Source organism: Ruegeria sp. CDSB136, from assembly GCF_059610965.1.
In genome coordinates this window covers 277,168-296,168 of the sequence record NZ_JBXWOP010000001.1, presented here as the reverse complement: position 1 = coordinate 296,168, position 19,001 = coordinate 277,168, and the positions used below count along the sequence as shown (strand labels likewise).

At 58.0% G+C, this 19,001-nt stretch carries 18 protein-coding genes and 1 pseudogene; 11 read left to right on the top strand and 8 right to left on the bottom strand.

Going from position 1 to position 19,001, the window contains the following annotated elements; genetic code table 11:
- Positions 1-16: 16 nt before the first annotated feature.
- Positions 17-481, bottom strand: coding sequence for a DUF4440 domain-containing protein (locus AC2FIR_RS01500; RefSeq protein ID WP_496743783.1), 465 nt, complete (start codon positions 479-481; stop codon positions 17-19).
- A gap of 78 nt (positions 482-559) precedes the next feature.
- On the opposite strand from AC2FIR_RS01500, the gene AC2FIR_RS01495 reads away from it, so the two are divergent.
- The 4 genes from AC2FIR_RS01495 to AC2FIR_RS01480 all read left to right on the top strand — a co-directional run bounded on the left by AC2FIR_RS01495 (position 560) and on the right by AC2FIR_RS01480 (position 2,781).
- A complete protein-coding gene (locus tag AC2FIR_RS01495; RefSeq protein ID WP_170619150.1) occupies positions 560-982 on the top strand; it encodes a DUF2852 domain-containing protein in 423 nt (140 codons plus the stop codon).
- 66 nt (positions 983-1,048) lie between these two features.
- Positions 1,049-1,480 carry an RDD family protein gene (locus AC2FIR_RS01490; RefSeq protein ID WP_480490121.1) on the top strand — a complete coding sequence of 144 codons (432 nt, stop codon included), beginning with the start codon at positions 1,049-1,051 and terminating at the stop codon, positions 1,478-1,480.
- 77 nt (positions 1,481-1,557) lie between these two features.
- On the top strand, positions 1,558-2,382 hold the full coding sequence (locus AC2FIR_RS01485) for an arginyltransferase (protein WP_496743781.1): 825 nt from the start codon (positions 1,558-1,560) through the stop codon (positions 2,380-2,382).
- Positions 2,383-2,391: 9 nt separating this feature from the next.
- Positions 2,392-2,781, top strand: a complete 390-nt coding sequence (locus AC2FIR_RS01480; protein WP_170805525.1) for a VOC family protein — start codon at positions 2,392-2,394, stop codon at positions 2,779-2,781.
- Between the two features lie 131 nt (positions 2,782-2,912).
- Here AC2FIR_RS01480 and AC2FIR_RS01475 read toward each other — a convergent pair whose 3' ends face one another.
- The 3 genes from AC2FIR_RS01475 to AC2FIR_RS01465 all read right to left on the bottom strand — a co-directional run bounded on the left by AC2FIR_RS01475 (position 2,913) and on the right by AC2FIR_RS01465 (position 7,414).
- Positions 2,913-5,267 (bottom strand): TRAP transporter large permease subunit, encoded by a 2,355-nt coding sequence (locus AC2FIR_RS01475; RefSeq protein WP_170677533.1) that lies wholly within the window; start codon positions 5,265-5,267, stop codon positions 2,913-2,915.
- A gap of 17 nt (positions 5,268-5,284) precedes the next feature.
- Positions 5,285-6,211, bottom strand: a complete 927-nt coding sequence (locus AC2FIR_RS01470) for a TRAP transporter small permease subunit (RefSeq protein ID WP_480911000.1) — start codon at positions 6,209-6,211, stop codon at positions 5,285-5,287.
- Between the two features lie 120 nt (positions 6,212-6,331).
- Entirely contained in the window at positions 6,332-7,414 is a 1,083-nt protein-coding gene (locus AC2FIR_RS01465; RefSeq protein WP_170805523.1) for a TRAP transporter substrate-binding protein, read from the bottom strand.
- A gap of 249 nt (positions 7,415-7,663) precedes the next feature.
- Between AC2FIR_RS01465 and AC2FIR_RS01460 the strand changes: the two genes are divergently transcribed.
- From AC2FIR_RS01460 to AC2FIR_RS01450, 3 genes are all read left to right on the top strand, one after another.
- Positions 7,664-9,097 carry a cache domain-containing protein gene (locus AC2FIR_RS01460; protein ID WP_170805522.1) on the top strand — a complete coding sequence of 478 codons (1,434 nt, stop codon included), beginning with the start codon at positions 7,664-7,666 and terminating at the stop codon, positions 9,095-9,097.
- Entirely contained in the window at positions 9,094-9,741 is a 648-nt protein-coding gene (locus AC2FIR_RS01455) for a response regulator transcription factor (protein ID WP_170610423.1), read from the top strand. The genes AC2FIR_RS01460 and AC2FIR_RS01455 overlap by 4 nt, the downstream gene beginning before the upstream one ends.
- Before the next feature lie 144 nt (positions 9,742-9,885).
- The gene (locus AC2FIR_RS01450; RefSeq protein ID WP_496743777.1) at positions 9,886-10,164 is read left to right on the top strand and encodes a hypothetical protein; all 279 of its coding nucleotides are present in this window, start codon (positions 9,886-9,888) and stop codon (positions 10,162-10,164) included.
- A gap of 95 nt (positions 10,165-10,259) precedes the next feature.
- On the opposite strand, the gene AC2FIR_RS01445 is transcribed toward AC2FIR_RS01450, so the two are convergent.
- A complete protein-coding gene (locus AC2FIR_RS01445; protein WP_170610419.1) occupies positions 10,260-11,105 on the bottom strand; it encodes a HalD/BesD family halogenase in 846 nt (281 codons plus the stop codon).
- 422 nt (positions 11,106-11,527) lie between these two features.
- Here AC2FIR_RS01445 and AC2FIR_RS01440 point away from each other — a divergent pair, with 422 nt between their 5' ends.
- The 3 genes and pseudogenes from AC2FIR_RS01440 to AC2FIR_RS01430 form a co-directional block, all read left to right on the top strand.
- Positions 11,528-13,279, top strand: coding sequence for an acetolactate synthase 3 large subunit (locus AC2FIR_RS01440; RefSeq protein ID WP_496743775.1), 1,752 nt, complete (start codon positions 11,528-11,530; stop codon positions 13,277-13,279).
- 67 nt (positions 13,280-13,346) lie between these two features.
- A complete protein-coding gene (gene ilvN, locus AC2FIR_RS01435; protein ID WP_170610415.1) occupies positions 13,347-13,907 on the top strand; it encodes an acetolactate synthase small subunit in 561 nt (186 codons plus the stop codon).
- Between the two features lie 261 nt (positions 13,908-14,168).
- Positions 14,169-14,366: pseudogene (locus AC2FIR_RS01430) on the top strand (hypothetical protein); the annotation flags it as partial.
- A gap of 614 nt (positions 14,367-14,980) precedes the next feature.
- On the opposite strand, the gene AC2FIR_RS01425 reads toward AC2FIR_RS01430, so the two are convergent.
- The 3 genes from AC2FIR_RS01425 to prfB all read right to left on the bottom strand — a co-directional run bounded on the left by AC2FIR_RS01425 (position 14,981) and on the right by prfB (position 18,500).
- Complete coding sequence (locus AC2FIR_RS01425; protein ID WP_496743773.1) at positions 14,981-15,763, bottom strand: DUF2189 domain-containing protein; 783 nt, start codon at positions 15,761-15,763, stop codon at positions 14,981-14,983.
- 24 nt (positions 15,764-15,787) lie between these two features.
- A complete protein-coding gene (locus tag AC2FIR_RS01420; protein WP_496743771.1) occupies positions 15,788-17,188 on the bottom strand; it encodes an amidase in 1,401 nt (466 codons plus the stop codon).
- A 184-nt stretch (positions 17,189-17,372) separates the two neighbouring features.
- Positions 17,373-18,500 (bottom strand): peptide chain release factor 2, encoded by a 1,128-nt coding sequence (prfB, locus tag AC2FIR_RS01415; protein WP_170677545.1) that lies wholly within the window; start codon positions 18,498-18,500, stop codon positions 17,373-17,375.
- A 127-nt stretch (positions 18,501-18,627) separates the two neighbouring features.
- Between prfB and AC2FIR_RS01410 the strand changes: the two genes are divergently transcribed.
- Positions 18,628-18,990, top strand: coding sequence for an aminoglycoside phosphotransferase family protein (locus AC2FIR_RS01410; protein ID WP_496743769.1), 363 nt, complete (start codon positions 18,628-18,630; stop codon positions 18,988-18,990).
- Positions 18,991-19,001 lie beyond the last annotated feature (11 nt).

Sequence of the window (19,001 nt, the reverse complement as noted above, 5' to 3'; positions counted from 1 at the left end):
CAATGAGACAATCCGGTCACTCTCCGGTCAAAGGCGTGTCCTGACTGAAACTGTTCACCCAAACGCCGTGCCGCCTTTCCCAAAGAGATGAAATCAACATCGCCTCTTTCATCTTCGAATTCGGGCGCGTGTAGTCAGCGCGATAACTCAGCAATACGATGTCCTCCGTCAAAACCCGGAGCCTCGCATCGCCGAGTTCAAAACTGGCCATCGTCGGCGCATCCGCGAACTGCCCGACATGAGCGTCACGGTTCGCAAAGCCCGTTGGGTATACGCCTAAGAAATCCGGGCTCAGCAAGGCCCGGTCAGCCGTCGCGTCCCCCTCGACCAGCGCCGTCCAGACCTGGCGTTCAAGCGAAAGGATTTCTTTCAATGTCGGGGCGGATTTGTATTCGCGGTCATCCATAGCCGGAACCTGCGCGCGTGACGCCCCTGCGTCAACCGCAGTTGAGGAAATTGCCAAAATGTAAATCTTTTTCACATTGCCCCTTGCAACCCGGTTTTACCGCTCCCATCTTGGTGATGTGAAGACGATTTACATCAACCCCGGAGACCTGAAATGACCGCATTGTCCGACCACGCCACTCCCCAAAACCCGGGATGGCTGCACCGTTCCGAGGCCTGGCTTGACGACAAAGGCAAAGGCGCCTGGATCGCCGTCATGGTGCTTGGTTTCATCATTTTCTGGCCGATTGGCCTGGCCCTTCTGGCCTACATGATCTGGAGCAAACGTATGTTCAGCAAATCCTGCAGCCGCCGCAAAACCTGGCACAGCCACATGAGCGCCATGAAACCTTCGGGCAACAGCGCATTTGACGCCTACAAGGCCGACACGCTGGCCCGACTGGAGCGTGAACAGGCAGATTTCGAAGCATTTCTGCATCGCCTGCGCGAAGCCAAGGACAAGGCCGAATTCGACCAGTTCATGGATGAACGCGCCCGCGAAAACCATGATGAGCCGGAAAACGGCGAGCGCGCCTGATCCAGCCTTGCCCTGTCCCGTCATTCGGGACAGGGTACACCTGCATAACCTCCCGGAATTCCTTTGATGACCCACCTGCCCGATCCCGACCGCCAGCCTGAATTCTATCAGTCCGTGGCGACCAAACGCTTTGTCGCATGGCTTTTCGACATCGCCTTCATCTCGCTTCTTTGCATCGTCCCGGTCTTCCTGACATTTGGAATGGGCGTTTTCTTCCTGCCCCTGATCTACGGGATCATCAGCTTTGTGTACCGGGTTGTCACCATCTCTAACGGATCCGCGACGCTGGGAATGCGCTTCATGAACATTGAATTGCGCGATGCCTTCGGTGCCCGGATGGATACCGGCAAAGCACTGGCCCATACCGCCGGCTATTTTGTCAGCATGGCATTCTTCGTAATCCAGATCATCTCTGTCATCATGATGCTGACCAGTTCCCGCTGCCAGGGGCTGACCGACGCGTTCCTTGGAACCGTCATGATCAACCAGCGGGCATAAAAGAACCGACGCCTTGAATCACTTGGCGGCTCGCGGAAGCGTTGCTATCATCGCGTTGCGGGAAACACGGGACTTTCATGCGACACACGCTGCCAATAGCGCCACAATTCTATGTGACGGCACCACAGCCCTGTCCTTATCTTGAGGGCAGGATGGAGCGTAAATTGTTCACCGCCCTTCAGGGTGATGGCGCCGATCAGTTGAATAACTCGTTGTCCCAACAGGGTTTTCGCCGCTCCCAGAATGTACTCTATCGCCCGTCCTGCACGGACTGCGCCGCCTGCCTGTCCGCCCGGATCGACGTGTCGGCCTTTCAACCCAACAAAAGCCAGAGACGCGCCGCAAAACGCAATGAGGGTCTGGAGCGCCGCGCCAATTCCCCCTGGGCGACGGACGAACAGTACGAGCTGTTTCGCCGCTATCTCGATACCCGCCACGCCGATGGCGGTATGGCGGACATGGACGTTTTCGAGTTCGCCGCGATGATCGAGGAAACGCCGATCCGCAGTCGCGTGGTTGAATATGCTGACCCCAAAACCGGCAATCTGATCGCTGTCAGCCTGACAGATGTGCTCGATGACGGGCTCAGCATGGTCTATTCCTTTTACGACCCCGCCCAACCGTCCAATTCGCTTGGCACCTACATGATCCTCGATCATATCGATATCGCGCGCGAGGCCGGCCTGCCTTACGTGTACCTGGGTTATTGGGTTCCGGGCAGTCCCAAAATGGGATACAAGGCCCGGTTCTCGGGTCTGGAAGCGTATATTCAAAACGAATGGAAACCTATCCGGGATCCTGATGGCCTGCCTGACGCGCAGCATCATCCATTGTCTACAGCTCCGATTGCGGAACAAGTCGCCAATATTCAGCTGCCTGACCGCCACCCGACCAAAGGCTGAACAGCATCCATGCGCCAAAACCTGCACGCCGTCACGCTGGTGGTTCCGGATTACGACGAGGCGATTGCATTCTATACCGAAACACTGAATTTTGCGCTGTTGCAGGATATTGCGCTTGGCGAAGGCAAGCGATGGGTTCGTGTTGCGCCACCGGGTTCCGGAGGCGCATCGCTTTTGCTCGCACAGGCTGACGGTCCCGACCAAAAGGCCGCCATCGGCAATCAAACAGGCGGCCGTGTCGGCTTTTTTCTGGAAACTGACAACTTCCAACGGGACCACGCCGCAATGCGTGAAAACGGTGTCCATTTCGAAGAAGACCCCCGCCACGAACCCTATGGCACCGTCGCCGTCTGGTGCGATCCGTTCGGCAATCGCTGGGACCTGATCCAGTTCACCTGATCCGTATCTTCATCTGGCTGAAAATATCCCGGGGATGAACTGGCCAAAGGCCAGGAAGGGGCTGGCCCCTTCCTACCAAGTTCAAAGCAAAGGGGGCCCGAAGGCCCCCTTTTCATTTTGTCAGTCTTTGATCAGTTCGGGATCAGATCCGGCACAATGGTTACAATCGATGGGAAGAACCACAGGATTCCGATGCCCACGACCTGAATCAGGACAAACGGAACGATCCCACGATAGATATGACCTGTTGTCACCTCTTTGGGCGCGACGCCCCTCAGGTAGAACAGCGCAAACCCAAATGGCGGTGTCAGGAACGAGGTCTGCAGGTTCACCGCCACCATGATCGTCACCCATTTCGGATCGAACGACCCGCCATAGATCACAGGTCCCACGATCGGGATCACGATGTAGATGATTTCCAGGAAATCCAGCACGAACCCAAGGATGAACAGCACCAGCATCACGATCAGGAAGACTGTGAACTCGTTGTCGAAACTCTTGAGGAATTGCTGGATATAGTGCTCGCCCCCGAACGAGATCACCACCAGGTTCAGCAATTGCGAGCCGATCAGGATCGTGAACACCATCGAGGTCACTTTTGCGGTTTCCCGCACCACAGGTGTCAGAACACCGCTGGAGAACAACACCCAGCATCCGAACAGCAACCCGAACAAGGCGAAAAGATAGGTACCGTAGGCCAGGAAGAAGGCGACCCAGGTCTCAGCGGTGACACCGCCCTGATTGATCCTAAGGTCGAAATTCACCCCAAGCAGCAAGCAGATGATCACGGCAAAGGTCGACCAGATGATGATATTGCCCGACCGTTCCTGATCCTTCAGCTTGCGGTATGCAGCCAGCATGATCGCACCACCGGCGCCCAGCGCGGCTGCCGGTGTCGGGTTGGTCACACCACCAAGGATCGAGCCGAGAACGGCGATGATCAGAACCAGCGGCGGGAACACCACGCGGATCAGATCATTGGTCGCACAGCGCGCGGCGGCCTCCTTGCAGCCATAGATGGCCAGCGCAAAAGGCAATGCCAACAGCACGAACGTGGCCCCTGACGTGGTCGTTGGCGCAACCAGCAGCACATCGACCAGCAGCATCAGCAACAAGCCAATCCCACCCACGATCAAGGGCTGCACGGGACGGGACGGCGCGATGCCGCGGCCCAGCACCAGCGTCAGGCCCAACAGTACCACGACAATCGCAACGCCGGTTCCGATTGGCGCTGCGGCAGCGATCTTGGCTTCCTGCGCGGCGGCCAGCTCTTCTTCGCTCAGCCGCTGCGCCTCGGACACGCCACCGGCAGCGTCAATCGCCTCTTGCTCGGCGACAGCCTGATCCCATGCTTCCTGGCCATGCAAATCGATCATCGACGCCTGACATTCGGCCGACACGCTGGTCCGCAGCGAAGCGCCCTGCCCGATATCCGAAAACCCGGAGACAGTGATATTCTGGCTTCCGATAACGCCAACACTGCTCAGCAGGAAAGCACCGGCGATCAATGCCACCGGAGCACCCAACAGCCATGTCAGACCCTCGGCGCGCGTGATTGGTTCACCGCCACCGCCGGACATCTCGACCGCGGGCGCCTTTTCCGGGTTGAGCAGAGCGTAGCCAAAGGCATAAAGCGCGTAGAGCAACGCGAGCATGATACCCGGCAGCAATGCCGCCTGAAACAGCGTACCCACCGAAACCACAGCAGGCTCACCCAGGTAGGTCAGCGCGTCGGTACACCCGGCCTCAACCGCCCGGGTTTCCTGTGCGGTGGAATACAGATCACCCGCCAGCGTTCCCAGCAGAACGATCACGATGGAGGGCGGAATGATCTGCCCCAGCGTTCCCGAGGCAGCGATCACACCTGTCGCAAGTTCCGGCGAGTAGTTGTTGCGCAGCATAGTGGGCAACGCCAGCAGACCCATGGTCACTACGGTCGCGCCCACGATACCGGTCGAGGCAGCCAGAAACGCGCCCACAACCACGATCGAAACGGCCAGACCACCGGGCAGCGGGCCGAAGACACGAGCCATTGTGGTCAGCAGGTCGTTCGCGATTTTCGAGCGTTCCAGGGTGATGCCCATCAGCACGAACATCAAAACGGCCAGAAGGGTTTCAATCGACTGCCCCGCCAGAACACGCTCGTTCATCCGGTTCACGATGAAGGATACGTTCCGGTCCAGCGCTGTTTCCCACCCTGCGGTAAAGACCGGTTCTGCGATTCTCGGCAAGTCCGGATATCGAAACACCGAGATCACATCTGGTTTGACACCCGAATTCACGACGTCCCGATAGGCTTGTGACCCGGTGTCGATTGCCTGATGGACCAGCAAACCGGCGCTGTCCAGAGCCGCGATGATCCCGAACGAGATCACCCCGGCCCCACCAATGGCGAAGGCCACCGGAAAGCCGCTCAGAATGCCTCCGAAAAGGCAGAAGAATACGATAATGAGGCCTATCTCGACGCCATCAAGTCCGAATAGCATTGTCTTGGTCTCCGTCCTTAATGTGCGCCTTCGTAGGCTTCTTCACCCTCACCAAGGCTGTCCTTGTCGAGGTATTTTCCTTCGCTTTCCGGCCCTTCCACAAATTCCAGGTAAGATCGGTACAGGAATGCAATCGCGTGCAGAAACACCATTGCAGCAAAGGCAATCAGCAGAATTTTGAACAGGAAGTAGCCGTTGAAACCATTGGGGCTGAAACCGATGGTTTCGACGTTCCAGCGCATCGCGCGGGATTTCATGACCAGCCTGTCCAGCGTGTCACTGGCCGACGGTTTCGGCACGATCAGGTGCCGCCACATGAAATACCAGCCGTACATCCAGGTCAGTACCGCCACTGGCATCATGAACAGGACCGACCCCAACATGTCGACTACACGCTTGGCCCGGTAACTGATCCCGGCATAAATCAGGTCAACGCGCACATGACCGCCCTGCACAAATGTGTAGGTGCAGCACAGGCATACGACCATGGCGTTGTAAAGTTTAAGCTCTTCAGCATACCAACTGATGTCCATCTGGATCGGAATACCGAAACCAAATGCCATGTCGGGACGCGCGAACACGCGCTGCATGAAAACGATGACGATCTGCTGGATGACCATCAGCAGACCGGCCCAGGCAAAGAACCGGCCAGTGGTGTTGGCGAACCCTTCGAGACCGCGCACCATCCCCCACATAAAGTTCCTGAAATACAGCCCAACGGCCGTCAGAACTAGAAAGATGGTGAAAACCACAAAGAAGAACTCGACCGACCCGCCGTAGTAGACAAAGCGCATGATCGCCTCTTTGTCCGACCAGTTCAGCCAGAGCTGCGGATGCGTGATGGCGTATCCGAAATTATAGAAGGCTTCGGCAATGTTCTGAATGAACCACACCAGTCCATTCCACAGGGCGCCGAAGAACGAGATACCGTTTTCGTCCTGCATGTTGTCCCCAGGTCGCGTCAGTTGCACTTGTTATTATAGCCGGTTTGAAATCACCGTGCATGTGCAACAGGAAAGGTTCCCCCGCGTGTGCGGGGGAACCATGTGAGTGTGAGCCGGATGTTAGCCGCGGACGCGGTCGCGCTGCGAGGTGTAGACGCCCGACGACAGGTTGAGCCATGCCGAAGACGCGGTCGACGAAGCAACCGCGCTGTCGTGGATCTTCTTGAACAGCTCGTCGCCCATGTTCTCGTCCAGCACTTCCTGGCTGGCTTGGCCAAATGCATCCCAGACGCTGTCAGGGAATTCCATGACCTTGACGCCACCCGACTGCAGACGCTGCAGTGCTGCACCGTTGTTGGCCAGGAACTGCGACAGGTTCCACTGGTGACATTCGCCTGCAGCGATCTCGATGATCTTCTGCTGGGCGGGTGTCAGGCTTTCGAACACGTCGCGGTTGGTTGCCAGCGACAGGCCCGCATTCGGTTCATGGAAGCCGGCGGTGTAGTAAACCTTGGTGATTTCCTGGAAACCGGCCTTTTCGTCGGCCCACGGACCGATCCACTCGGTTCCGTCAATCGCGCCCGAGGACAGCGCCTGATACACTTCCGAACCCGGAATGTTCTGAACCGAAGCGCCCAGTTTACCCAGTGCTTTACCGCCCAGACCCGGCATGCGGAACTTCAGACCGTTGAAATCTTCGGGGCTGTTGATCTCTTTCGAGAACCAGCCGCCCGCCTGTGCACCGGTGTTACCGGCCAGGAACGACTTCAGACCAAAGATCTGACCCAGTTCGTCATGCAGTTCCATGCCGCCATCCTGGTAGTACCAGTTCACCATTTCCTGCGCGGTCATGCCGAACGGAACAGCGGTAAAGAAGGCATAGCCCGGGTGCTGACCAACGAAATAGTAGTCAGCGGCGTGGTACATGTCAGCCTGACCTGACGATACCGCGTCAAACACCTCGAACGCGCCAACCAGTTCGCCTGCAGCTTTGATGTCAACGGTCAGATTGCCATCCGACATGGCCGTGATGCTGTCGGCGCAACGCTGGGCGCTGTCGAAAACACCAGCAAGACCACGACCCCACGAAGTCACCATGGTCAGCGTGCGCTTGCCCTGCGCGTAAGCCGGTGCCGCCAGCGTGGTGGCTGCAGCTGCCGAGCCGCCCAGTGCAGATGTTTTCAGAAATGAACGACGATCCATATGAGTGTTCCTCCCCTACATATTCAAAAACCCGGCGACAGCCGGGTCAGTCGTTTTCGGTGCGCGTCAGCCTAAATGTCGTCGCGGGAATGTGAATACCAAGTACTACGTAGACGATCAGTTTTTTTCATCTTGCCAGACGCAAATACCGTGCTTATCAGGCCCGTTCCGCTGAATTTCCGCCAAATCTGTTTTTCCGTCCCCGCAATCCTTTTGCTTTTCCGGCCGGGCTTGCGTATCGATTCGAACATGGCAGGGCTTCGACATCTGGTCTCACTCACCTATGCGCAAAAGCTGTCGCTTGTTGCGGCAATACCTTTGGTTTTGGCAGTGGCCGCGATTGCTTTGGTCGTTGCTTATGAATCGCGCGCAACTGCCGAAAGCGAGATACAGGCGCTTGAGCGGCGCCTGATCGAGGCCAAAAAGGAAGAACTGCGCAACTACGTCACACAGGCCCGCAACGGATTTGCCTACATCTATGGTCGCGCCGAGCCTGATGATGACACGGCCAAAAGTCTTGTGACGCAAATCCTGGCAGCCATGATCTATGGCAAGGACGGGTTCTTCTTTGTTTATGACTATGACGGCAACAACCTGGTCAGTCCGCGCCAGACCGAGTTCATCAACCGCAACTGGGTCGGCCTGACCGACAGTGACGGCACCCCTGTCGTGGATGAATTCATCCGCATGGCCCGCCAGGGCGCAGGCTGGCACAGTTTCATGTGGCAAAAGCCCTCGACCGGGGAAGAGGCGCAGATGATAGCCTATGTGGTCGGATTGCAGGACTGGCGCTGGGTCGTCGGCACCGGCGTTTTTATCGATGACATCGTCGCCACGGTCGCCAACGCAAGGGCCGAGGTCGAAGCGCGGGTGCGACGAACATTCATGTATATCGGCGGTATTGTTCTGGCGGCGGTACTGATCGTGTTCGCATCGGGCATGTTGCTAAATTTCCGCGAGCGGCGGCTGGCGGACGCCAAGCTGAAAGAGCTGACCCAACGCGTGTTTGACGCGCAAGAGGAAGAACGGGGCCGCGTGGCGCGCGAGTTGCATGACGGGATCAGCCAGATTCTGGTCGGTGTTCGATACGCGCTGGACAATGCGCGCCGACGTCTGCTTCGCGGTGATGATGACGGTGCCCGGGATCCGCTCGACAAGGGGATCGACAACCTGGGCTCTGCCATCACCGAAGTCCGCCGCATCAGCCGGGACCTGCGTCCCGGAGTACTGGACGATCTGGGCCTTGGCCCTGCCCTCAAGGCGCTGACCGACGATTTTGCCGAGCGCACCGGGATTGAAACCGAATTCACCACAGTCGTTTTCCGAAATCGACTGGATCAGGACAGCAAGATCGCGCTCTACCGTATCGCACAGGAGGCACTGACCAACATCGAACGTCACTCCGGGGCGACCCGTGTTACAATCGACCTGCGCGGGCACAAGAAGGGTGCGACCATGCGCATCACCGACAATGGCTGCGGCCTTCGCACCGGGCCGGACCAGTCCAGTGCCGGGATTGGATTGCGTAATATGCAGGAGCGTATCGAACAGCTTGACGGATCGCTGCGCATTCTGTCATCACGCGGCGCGCAAAGCGGAACCGTAATAGACGTCGACCTGCCCCTCAGCCACCTCTTGTCCCCTCAGGACGACGCGACACCGAACCGAAAGGCCGGGACATGACCGAGCAAACAATCCGAGTCCTTATCGTTGATGACCATCCCATGGTCGCCGAAGGCATCCAGTCCATCCTCGAAAGCTATGACGGGATCGAAGTCGTCGGAACCCTCGGCAGCGGGCAGGACGCAGTGGATCAGGCTGCGCGGTTGAACCCGGACGTTGTTCTGATGGATCTCAACATGCCGGGCATGGGCGGGCTCAGCGCCACTGAAATCATTCTGGAACGCCTGCCCGACATTCGTATCCTGATCCTGTCCATGCATGACAGCCCCGAGTACATTTCGACCGCCCTGAGTCATGGCGCGAAAGGATACATCCTAAAAGACGTCCCGACCGATGAGATAAAACATGCCATCGACGCGGTGATGAAGGGCGAACAATATCTGTGCACCGGGGCCAGCGGGTCGCTGAAACCAAAAGGCGACAACGCACGCGAAGCGCTGACCGGGCGGGAACAGACGATCCTGCTGGAACTTGCGCAAGGTAAATCGAACAAGGACGTCGCGCATGCGCTGGATATTTCCGTGCGCACCGTCGAAACGCACCGCAAGAACATCAAGCGCAAACTCGGCATCTCATCAACTGCCGGCCTGACCCGTTATGCGCTGGAACATGGCATGTTGCAGGGGACAAGCCCCGGGTTTTGATACGCGCTTGCAGCGCAGCGCTGCCCGGCCCAACCAGAGCGGATACGCCAAAGGCGTATTGACGATCGGCGGGAGGGTTTATCCCTGCGGTCTCTCTCTGATGTCCTCACCAAAGAAAACCAGTGTCCCGTCTTCATCTATCCCGTGGAATTCGCGCTGCTCATAGGGCTGGTCAAACGGTGGGCGCACGCGGCCCGCTGGCAGGTCAGCCAATCCCGCACGCAGGCTTTCGAACAGATCGTCGATGCCCTCGACATCGATGTAAAAGGACTGATCATCGCACAAAGGGCGGCCATCATCGCGTGGCGGGCATTGCAAAAGACGGATCGCGACGGCTCCGTGCCTCAGGAAGGCATAATTGTCCTACCTGAAATTGCAGGTAAACCCAAGCCGTTCGGTGTAGAAGCGGATCTGGGCATCTAATGAGGAACACAGAACAAACGGTGTCAGTTGCAAAATTCGTGGCATGAGGCTCCCTTCGGCCGATTGATCACGGGTTCTCACATCCCGATATGGGGTCAATCCAGCAACTGATCTCGCCGGTTCCCTTCTCGTTCATAGTGATGTGGCAATACGCGACCGTAAAGTTGCCGGGTCCGCTCGACACCGCCGCACATCCCTGCCGTCTCGACAAACGAGAATATCCCGACGTAGCGGTTGCGCGGTCCCTTGACCGGAGCAACCCGATGCAGCGCATACCGCCCCTTGAATATCTGCAGATCCCCCGGCTGAAGTTCCAGTTCACGTACCTGCGCCCGGTTGCCATCCAGTATCGAGGCCACCTGGCTGAAATTCTCGTCTTCTGCCGTGCGCAAATTGGGCACATATTCAAATGTGCCGCCGGTTTCACCGTTCTGGATGGCAAGCGTAACGGTGAAATTGTTGGTATCGAAGTGCCACGGAAAGCCCTGCCCCTCCTCGACCACGTTGATAATCACGTCCGCCAGGGGATCGTCATAACGGAAAAACCGGTCCTCGGACTCGTCAAGCGCATCCCGCACGAACGGCATGAAGCCTTCATATTCGTAAATCCGGCGCAAGGGGCCGGAATCCGGGAAATTGTCCGCCGGAACAAACGCGTTTGATCGGTCATAGAAACGTCGTATCGGATGGCCGATCCCGAACCGGGGATCGTCCTTGGTGAAATAGGCGTTTGTCCGGTTGAACGAGCGATGTGCCTGGGGGGCGACCGCATCGGCTTCGCGCACCAGCAGGTCCAGCCCCGCCTGATGCACAAACCCGGGCAAAACCGCGCATCCGTCCCTGTCCAGATCCCGCCGCAGATCGGCGATCATCTGATCATAGGCGCGCGAGTCCGGCCGGTCGATCGGATACCGTCCCAGATCCACCAAATCCTGTAGCATGGTTCGCCTCCTGAAACTGTTGACCCAGGTTCAGCGTGACCCAGTCAATTGCACCTCTCATGTCAATTTCAGACATGGGGCTGACGCAATTAGACCACTGCTGACATGGCAAGGATTGACCCCAACCGGCCCAATTTCACGGAAATTCCGGGCATGCGGCAATCTGCGCAACAAAATGTCGCAAAAACCCTGCCCTGAGATAGAAAATTGGCACAATTGCCTGTTGACGCCCCTTCCCCCCGCTCATAATGTCCCCCCACGCAAAGAAGGAGCCTCTGGCGATGAAAACGCTAGTCGTAATCGTAGGAACCACGCGCATGGGCCGGTAACGGTAAACCATAATCGAACCCATGCGCCTCCGAAAATCTCGGGGGCTTTTTTTTGTCAAACGCAAGACACATGTCGCGAACGGAGCAAAGCAGATGACACGTGAGATGACCGGCGCAAAGATGGTGGTTCAGGCCCTCAAGGATCAGGGCGTGGACACAGTATTCGGATACCCCGGCGGCGCCGTGCTACCGATCTATGATGAGATCTTTCTGCAAAACGACATTCGCCACATCCTGGTACGTCACGAACAGGGCGCGGTTCATGCAGCCGAAGGCTATGCCCGCTCGACCGGGAAGCCCGGCGTTGCGCTGGTGACGTCCGGCCCCGGTGCCACAAACGCGGTAACGGGTCTGACGGATGCATTGCTGGACTCGATCCCGATCGTCGTTCTGACCGGTCAGGTTCCCACATTCATGATCGGCTCGGACGCCTTTCAGGAGGCCGACACCGTTGGCATTACCCGCCCATGCACCAAGCACAACTGGCTGGTCAAGGACACGGATTCTCTGGCCGCGACCATGCACGAGGCCTTTCATGTCGCCAAATCGGGCCGCCCCGGTCCGGTGCTGATCGACATCCCGAAGGATGTGCAGTTCGCCTCGGGCGAATACAGCCCGCCCAAGCCCTCGACTTCGCATTACCAACCGGTGCTGAAAGGTGATCTGGAAGAGATCACCGAACTTGTCGCGGCAATGGAAACCGCGAAAAAGCCCGTGTTCTATACCGGCGGCGGCGTGATTAACTCGGGCCCTGCCGCCAGCCAATTGCTGCGCGAACTGGTGGATGCGACGGGCTTTCCGATCACCTCGACCCTGATGGGTTTGGGTGCCTATCCGGCGTCGGGTAAGAACTGGCTGGGTATGCTGGGCATGCATGGTCTTTATGAAGCCAATCTGGCGATGCACGATTGCGATCTGATGATCAATATCGGCGCGCGGTTCGACGACCGGATTACCGGTCGGATCGATGCGTTCTCGCCCAAGTCGAAAAAAGCCCATATCGACATTGATCCTTCGTCGATCAACAAGGTGATCCGTGTGGACATCCCGATTGTTGGCGACGTCGCCCATGTTCTTGAGGACATTCTGAAAGTCTGGAAAGCCCGCGGGCGCAAAACCAATGCCGCTGCCGTCAAGAAATGGCAGGCTCAGGTCGATGAGTGGCGCAAGGTCAACTGCCTCGCCTATACCAACAGCGAAAAGACCATCAAGCCGCAATACGCGCTGCAACGGCTGGAAGAAATGACGAAGGACCACGACCGTTACATCACAACCGAAGTGGGCCAGCATCAGATGTGGGCCGCGCAGTATCTTGGGTTCGAAGACCCCAACCGCTGGATGACCTCAGGTGGCCTGGGCACGATGGGCTACGGCTTCCCCGCCTCCATCGGCGTACAGATGGCGCATCCCGACGCGCTGGTCATCAACGTTGCCGGAGAGGCATCCTGGTTGATGAACATGCAGGAAATGGGCACCGCAGCGCAGTATCGTCTGCCGGTGAAACAGTTCATCCTGAACAACGAACGTCTTGGCATGGTACGTCAGTGGCAGGAATTGCTGCATGGCGAACGCTATTCCCATTCGTGGTCCGAAGCGCTGCCCGATTTCGTCAAGCTCGCCGAGGCGTTCGGAGCCAAGGGTATCCTGTGCACTGACCCGGCCGATCTGGATGATGCGATCATGGAGATGATCAACTATGACGGCCCGGTGATCTTCGACTGTCTGGTTGAAAAGCACGAGAACTGCTTCCCCATGATCCCGTCGGGCAAGGCGCACAATGAGATGCTGCTGGGCGAGGCCGAAACGCAGGGCGTCATCGACTCCAAAGGCTCGGTTCTGGTCTGACAAAAATCGACAAATTTTGTCGGGCGCCTCTTGTGCCCGGCACTATGTGATGACGAAAGGGACATAAATGTCTGCCCTACATATCAAAAAAGGCGCGAACCGCCATTCGGCCTATAACCTACGCCCGACTTTCTCGGACGTGCAGGAACAGCATACGATCGCCGTTTTGGTCGAGAACGAACCGGGTGTTCTGGCCCGCGTGATCGGACTGTTCTCGGGCCGCGGTTACAACATCGAAAGCCTGACAGTGGCCGAGGTGGATCATACCGGCCATCTCAGCCGTATCACCATCGTCACCACCGGCACGCCGCAGGTGATCGAGCAGATCAAGGCGCAGCTGGGTCGGATCGTTACCGTCCATGACGTGCATGACCTGACCGTCGAAGGTCCCTCGGTCGAGCGTGAACTGGCGATCATCAAGGTTGTGGGCGAAGGCGACAAGCGGGTCGAAGCGCTGCGTCTGGCGGACATCTTCCGTGCCAACGTGGTCGACAGCACGCTGAATTCCTTCATATTCGAGATCACCGGCGCCCCGGACAAGATCGACGCCTTCGCCGATCTGATGCGTCCTCTGGGCCTTTTGGAGATCGCCCGTACTGGCGTTGCCGCCCTGCTGCGCGGCGACTGACCTGAAAACTCCGCTCCGGACTCAAGATCATTGCCTCCGGGGCGGGCCAGCCGGCCTTGGTTAGCACTGGATTGACTGAGACGCCCACGTCGGTGCGGGTGCGGTGCAATTGTCATACGCCTCGGAAATCAAGAATAAGACCACTCAATTGGCGATTTAGCCTATTGCGTTTATTCCTTTGGGCGTTAGCCTCTACACGCAACGAGACGTGACCACACGTCCGTCAGGTGTTTAGTCACGATTTCAGAGGCAGCGCGCCATATGAGCCGCACGTGTCCTTGTTTCCAAAAAGAATATGTGAGTTCCGGGACGAGAATGACGAATGACTTCCGCAGCCCTGCTGAATTGCGCAGAATGTTCGGCGCAAATCTGAGATTGCTGTCTCACCAGTACCCTTCAGTCTCAGAGCTTTGCCGCCAGCTTGGTATCAACCGGACGCAGTACAACAGATATCTTGGCGGCGAGAGCTTTCCCAGGCCCGACGTACTGGACCGCATTTGCCGCTTTTTCAAAGTCGACGCCCGTATCCTGCTGAAACCACTGGACGAGATCGCCCAGCCTTTCCGCCACCCGGCTGCCTCGGCCCTGACCGAGTTCCTGGGTTCTGGCCCGAATACCTTGCCCGAGACCCTGTTTCCTGCCGGATTCTACTATGCGACGGAAACGGCGCTGGACAGCCACACCGCGCTGCGGCATCGGTTGTTCTACGCCCGCAGACTGCCGCAATGTACGCTTGTGCGCAGCTACGAGCCTCGTCCCACCATGCCCGAGGCCCCGCCCAAAGAGCGTGAGGTTCAGGGCATTGCCGCCTGCGCTGGTCGTCAGATCTATATCCTGATGTCACAGCGAGACGCGCAAAACAGCCGGATGTTCCTGATCTCTCATCATTACGGAGATCAGGCCGGTCAACTGCGGGGCGTGGCAATCAGGTTGTCGGACACATCCACGGACCCCAGCGGGACACAGCGGATCATGTTGCGGCATCTGGGATCGGATCGGTCCGCTGTCTTCGGCGCGGCAAGGCCGCGCGCGCGCCTGGCTCTGATCCTGTACTCGGAACAAGCCCCCCTGCCTTACTCGGAAACAGCATTCTGTTCCTGCGTGATCAGCCGGTACAGATGCCAACTGGCGTGCCCCAGTAACGGCAACACAAGAAACAACCCAAGAAACCAAGGCAACATCGCCACAAAGGTCAGAACCGCAATGAACATTCCCCATCCAATCATGACCGGGAAGTTGTCACGGACATAGCCGAAGCTGGCGATCATGGCGGTTACGAAATCCAGTTCGCGATCCAGCAGCATCGGAATCGAAAGTACGGTGATCATATACAGCACGGTCGCGAATATTGCGCCAACGATCGAGCCGATGGCCAGCATCGCCAATCCGTTCGCAGTCAAAAACACCTCAATCGAGGAAGAGACATTCGTCATGGTGGAAAGCCCCATGAACAAAGCGAAAATCATGTGCCCCAGAAAGAACCAGAACAGGAACATCACCACGATGATCGCACAGATTGAGGGCAACTGGCGGCGGCCCTGCTGCAGCACCACGCCAAAAATCGACCCGAAATCCAGCGGTTCTCCCTGCTCAAGCCGATGGGATACTTCGTAAAGTCCAACCGCCGCAAATGGCCCAAGCAGCGGGAAACCGATCGCGGCAAGAACAAGCCAGTAGGTGGTTCCTGTTTTCAAAGTGACCCATGCCATTGCCCACCCGGCCAACACGTAGAATCCCGCGAACAGAAACCCGAATACCGGCGCCTGACGATAATCGGCCCATGCCTGACGAATAGCCTGCCGCAGCATCGCCGTATCGGCCTGCTGCATTGTCGGAACGCCAAAGGGTTTTTCCATGTCTGTCTCTCCTCCCCAGCGACCCTATTGCAGGGCCGGTCGTTTTTGGGGCCAGCCGGTTGCATCGTGATAGCTTGCCCCGATGGACAAAAGCTTTGCATCAGCGCCGCGCGGCCCGAAAATCTGCATTCCCATTGGCAGACCGTTCTCTCCAAAACCCACAGGAACCGACAGGCAGGGCAACCCGATCAGGCTGACCGGTGTGACGACCTGCATCCAGCGGTGATAGGTGTCCATCGCCTGCCCGTCTATTTCGGTCGGATACGCAGTTTCGACGGCAAAAGGCCACACTTGAGCCGTTGGCAGCACCAGCGCATCATACGTCTCAAACAAACGGGCGGCACATCGATACCACTCGGATCGCAGAACGCTGGCGTGATGCACGTCCATCGCACTTAGCGCCAGTCCCCGATCCAGCTCCCATTGTGCGGTATCCTTCAGCACGTCCCGATGCTCGGACAGTTCCAAAAGCCCAGCCGCAACGCTCCAGGATCGCAGTGTAATCCAGCTGTCCCAGATCTGGCTTGCGTCAAAAGGCGGTTTTGTTTCTTCGACCTCGGCCCCCAAATCCGAAAACACGGTCAGCGCGGACCGGCACAGATCGGCGATCCCGGTTTCGAACGGAAAGGCACCGCCCCAGTCACCCAGCCAGCCAACACGCAAACCGGTGAGATCAACCGGCTGCAAAGGTGATACAGCTCCACCATCAACAGACAATGGCTGACGTGCATCCGGACCTGCTATGACGTCCAGCAAAATACCCAAATCTTGCGGGCTGCGGGCCATGGGGCCCAATGTCGAAAGCTGATGCAGAAAACCGTCTCCGATCGGTTCACTCGGAACCCGGCCCCAGCTTGGCCGGAACCCGTATACATTGTTCCAGGCCGCCGGGTTGCGAAGGCTGCCCATCATGTCCGAGCCATCCGCCAAGGCCACCATACCCGTTGCCAGCGCCACCGCCGCGCCACCGGACGAACCGCCGCAGGTTCGGGCGGGGTCGTACGGGTTGCGCGTGGCGCCATACACCGGATTGAACGTATGCGATCCCAGCCCGAACTCGGGTGTATTTGTTTTGCCGATCAGAATGGCACCGGCGGCCCGCAATCTTTCTGCGATCAGATCGTCCCGCTCGGGCACGTTGTTTCGGTAAATTGGCGATCCATGCGACGACACAATCCCGGCCACATTGACCAGATCCTTGACCGCCATGGGCAGTCCATGCAGCGGGCCGCGCCCGGGACCGGCATCCAGCGCCTCAGCCTCGGACATCAACTCATCCTCATCGCGCAGGGCGACGATGGCGTTGACCTCTCCATTAACGCTGGCAATCCGATGCAAGGTTTCGCGCATCAACTCAGCAGCCGTCAATTGCCCCGAGGACAGCGCAGACAGCAATGCAACGGCGGAAGTTTGGCTCAGATCCATGGGAGTTCATCAGCTCAGATACAACGTGGTCGCCACCAGCCTAGCCGGGGCAACCTGCCAATTAAACCCACTGTTTACATGTATCTTTTCGGGACCCCCAGGCACCCCGGAGGATCCGCTTCATCTGGCCAAAAGTATCCCGGGGGAGTCGCGGCCCACCGCGACGGGCAGAGCCCCCTTGTGATCAGCTGTCGCCCTGCGCTTCGGACCGGCTTTTACCGGCAACGTTCTGGGCCAGCGTTGCTGCCATAAACCCATCCAGATCACCATCCAGAACCCCTTTGGTGTCCGAGGTTTCGTGATTGGTCCGCAAGTCCTTGACCATCTGATAAGGCTGCAACACGTAAGACCGGATCTGATTGCCCCACCCGGCATCGCCCTTGGCTTCGTGCGCCGCGTTGATATCGGCGTTGCGACGGTCCAGTTCCTGCTGGTACAGGCGCGATTTCAGCGCCTTCATGGCGATGTCACGGTTCTGATGCTGCGACTTCTCGGACGAGGTCACTACGATGCCCGTGGGGATGTGCGTAATCCGAACCGCCGAGTCCGTGGTGTTCACGTGCTGACCACCGGCACCCGAAGAGCGGTAAGTATCGATGCGGATGTCCGACGGGTTCACCTCGATCTCGATGTTGTCGTCAACCACCGGATAGACCCAGACGGAGCTGAACGACGTGTGCCGCTTGGCCGCCGAGTCATAGGGCGAGATGCGCACAAGCCGGTGCACCCCGCTTTCCGATTTCAGCCAGCCATAGGCGTTGTGGCCAGATATCTTGTAAGCGGCAGACTTTATCCCCGCCTCTTCACCCGCGGTCTCGGACTGCAATTCGACCGTATAGCCCTTTTTCTCGGCCCAGCGCACATACATCCGCGCCAGCATCGAGGCCCAGTCACAACTTTCGGTGCCCCCCGCGCCCGAGTTGATCTCAAGGAACGTGTCATTGCCGTCTGCCTCGCCATCCAGCAGGGCCTCAAGCTCTTTCTTGGCGGCCTTGGCCTTCAGTTTCCTGATAGCGTCCTCGGCGTCGGCAACGACTTCTTCGTCCTCTTCCATCTCGCCCAGTTCGATCAGTTCGACATTGTCACTCAGGTCGGTCTTGATCGACTCGTAGGTTTCGATGGCATCGACCAGCATCTGGCGTTCGCGCATCAGCTTCTGAGCGTTCTCCGGGTTGTCCCACAGGTTCGGGTCTTCGACGCGTGCGTTGAATTCCTCAAGCCGGTGCGGCGCCGTTTCGTAATCCATGCGCTTCGCCAGCAGCTCCAGCGACTTTTCTATTTCCGCCACAATATTCTGGGTTTCGGCGCGCATGGTTTTGTCCCAACTTGCTCAATCAGGCCTGCGTGATAGCAAGAGGCGAGAGCCACCACAAGACAAGTGAGATGCGAATGAAGGATGCGTCGGGCGAGTTTTTGACAGTTGGGACCTGACACGCATCGTGTTGCTTGCGGACACGGGGCTGGCCCAAGATCTGTTAAGCAGTCAGCACACGCACGACCCGCTTCACGGCGATCTGCATACCGACAACGTGCTACTATCGGATCCCGGTCCTCGGGTTATAGATGCCAAGGGATATCTGGGGGATGCTACTTTCGAACTGGCAAACGCTCTGCGACATCCGAAAGGCATGCCGGAACTTGTACGCGAGCCTTCGCAAATCAACCACTGCCTGTGGCTCTATTCGGACGCATTGGGCGTACCATGCAAACGGCTTGCCAAATGGGCTGCTGCCAAATGTGCGCTATCGATCTGCTGGCGGTCTTGTGAACAGATTACCGATGACCGCGAACTGACCTGTTGAACCTATTCCTA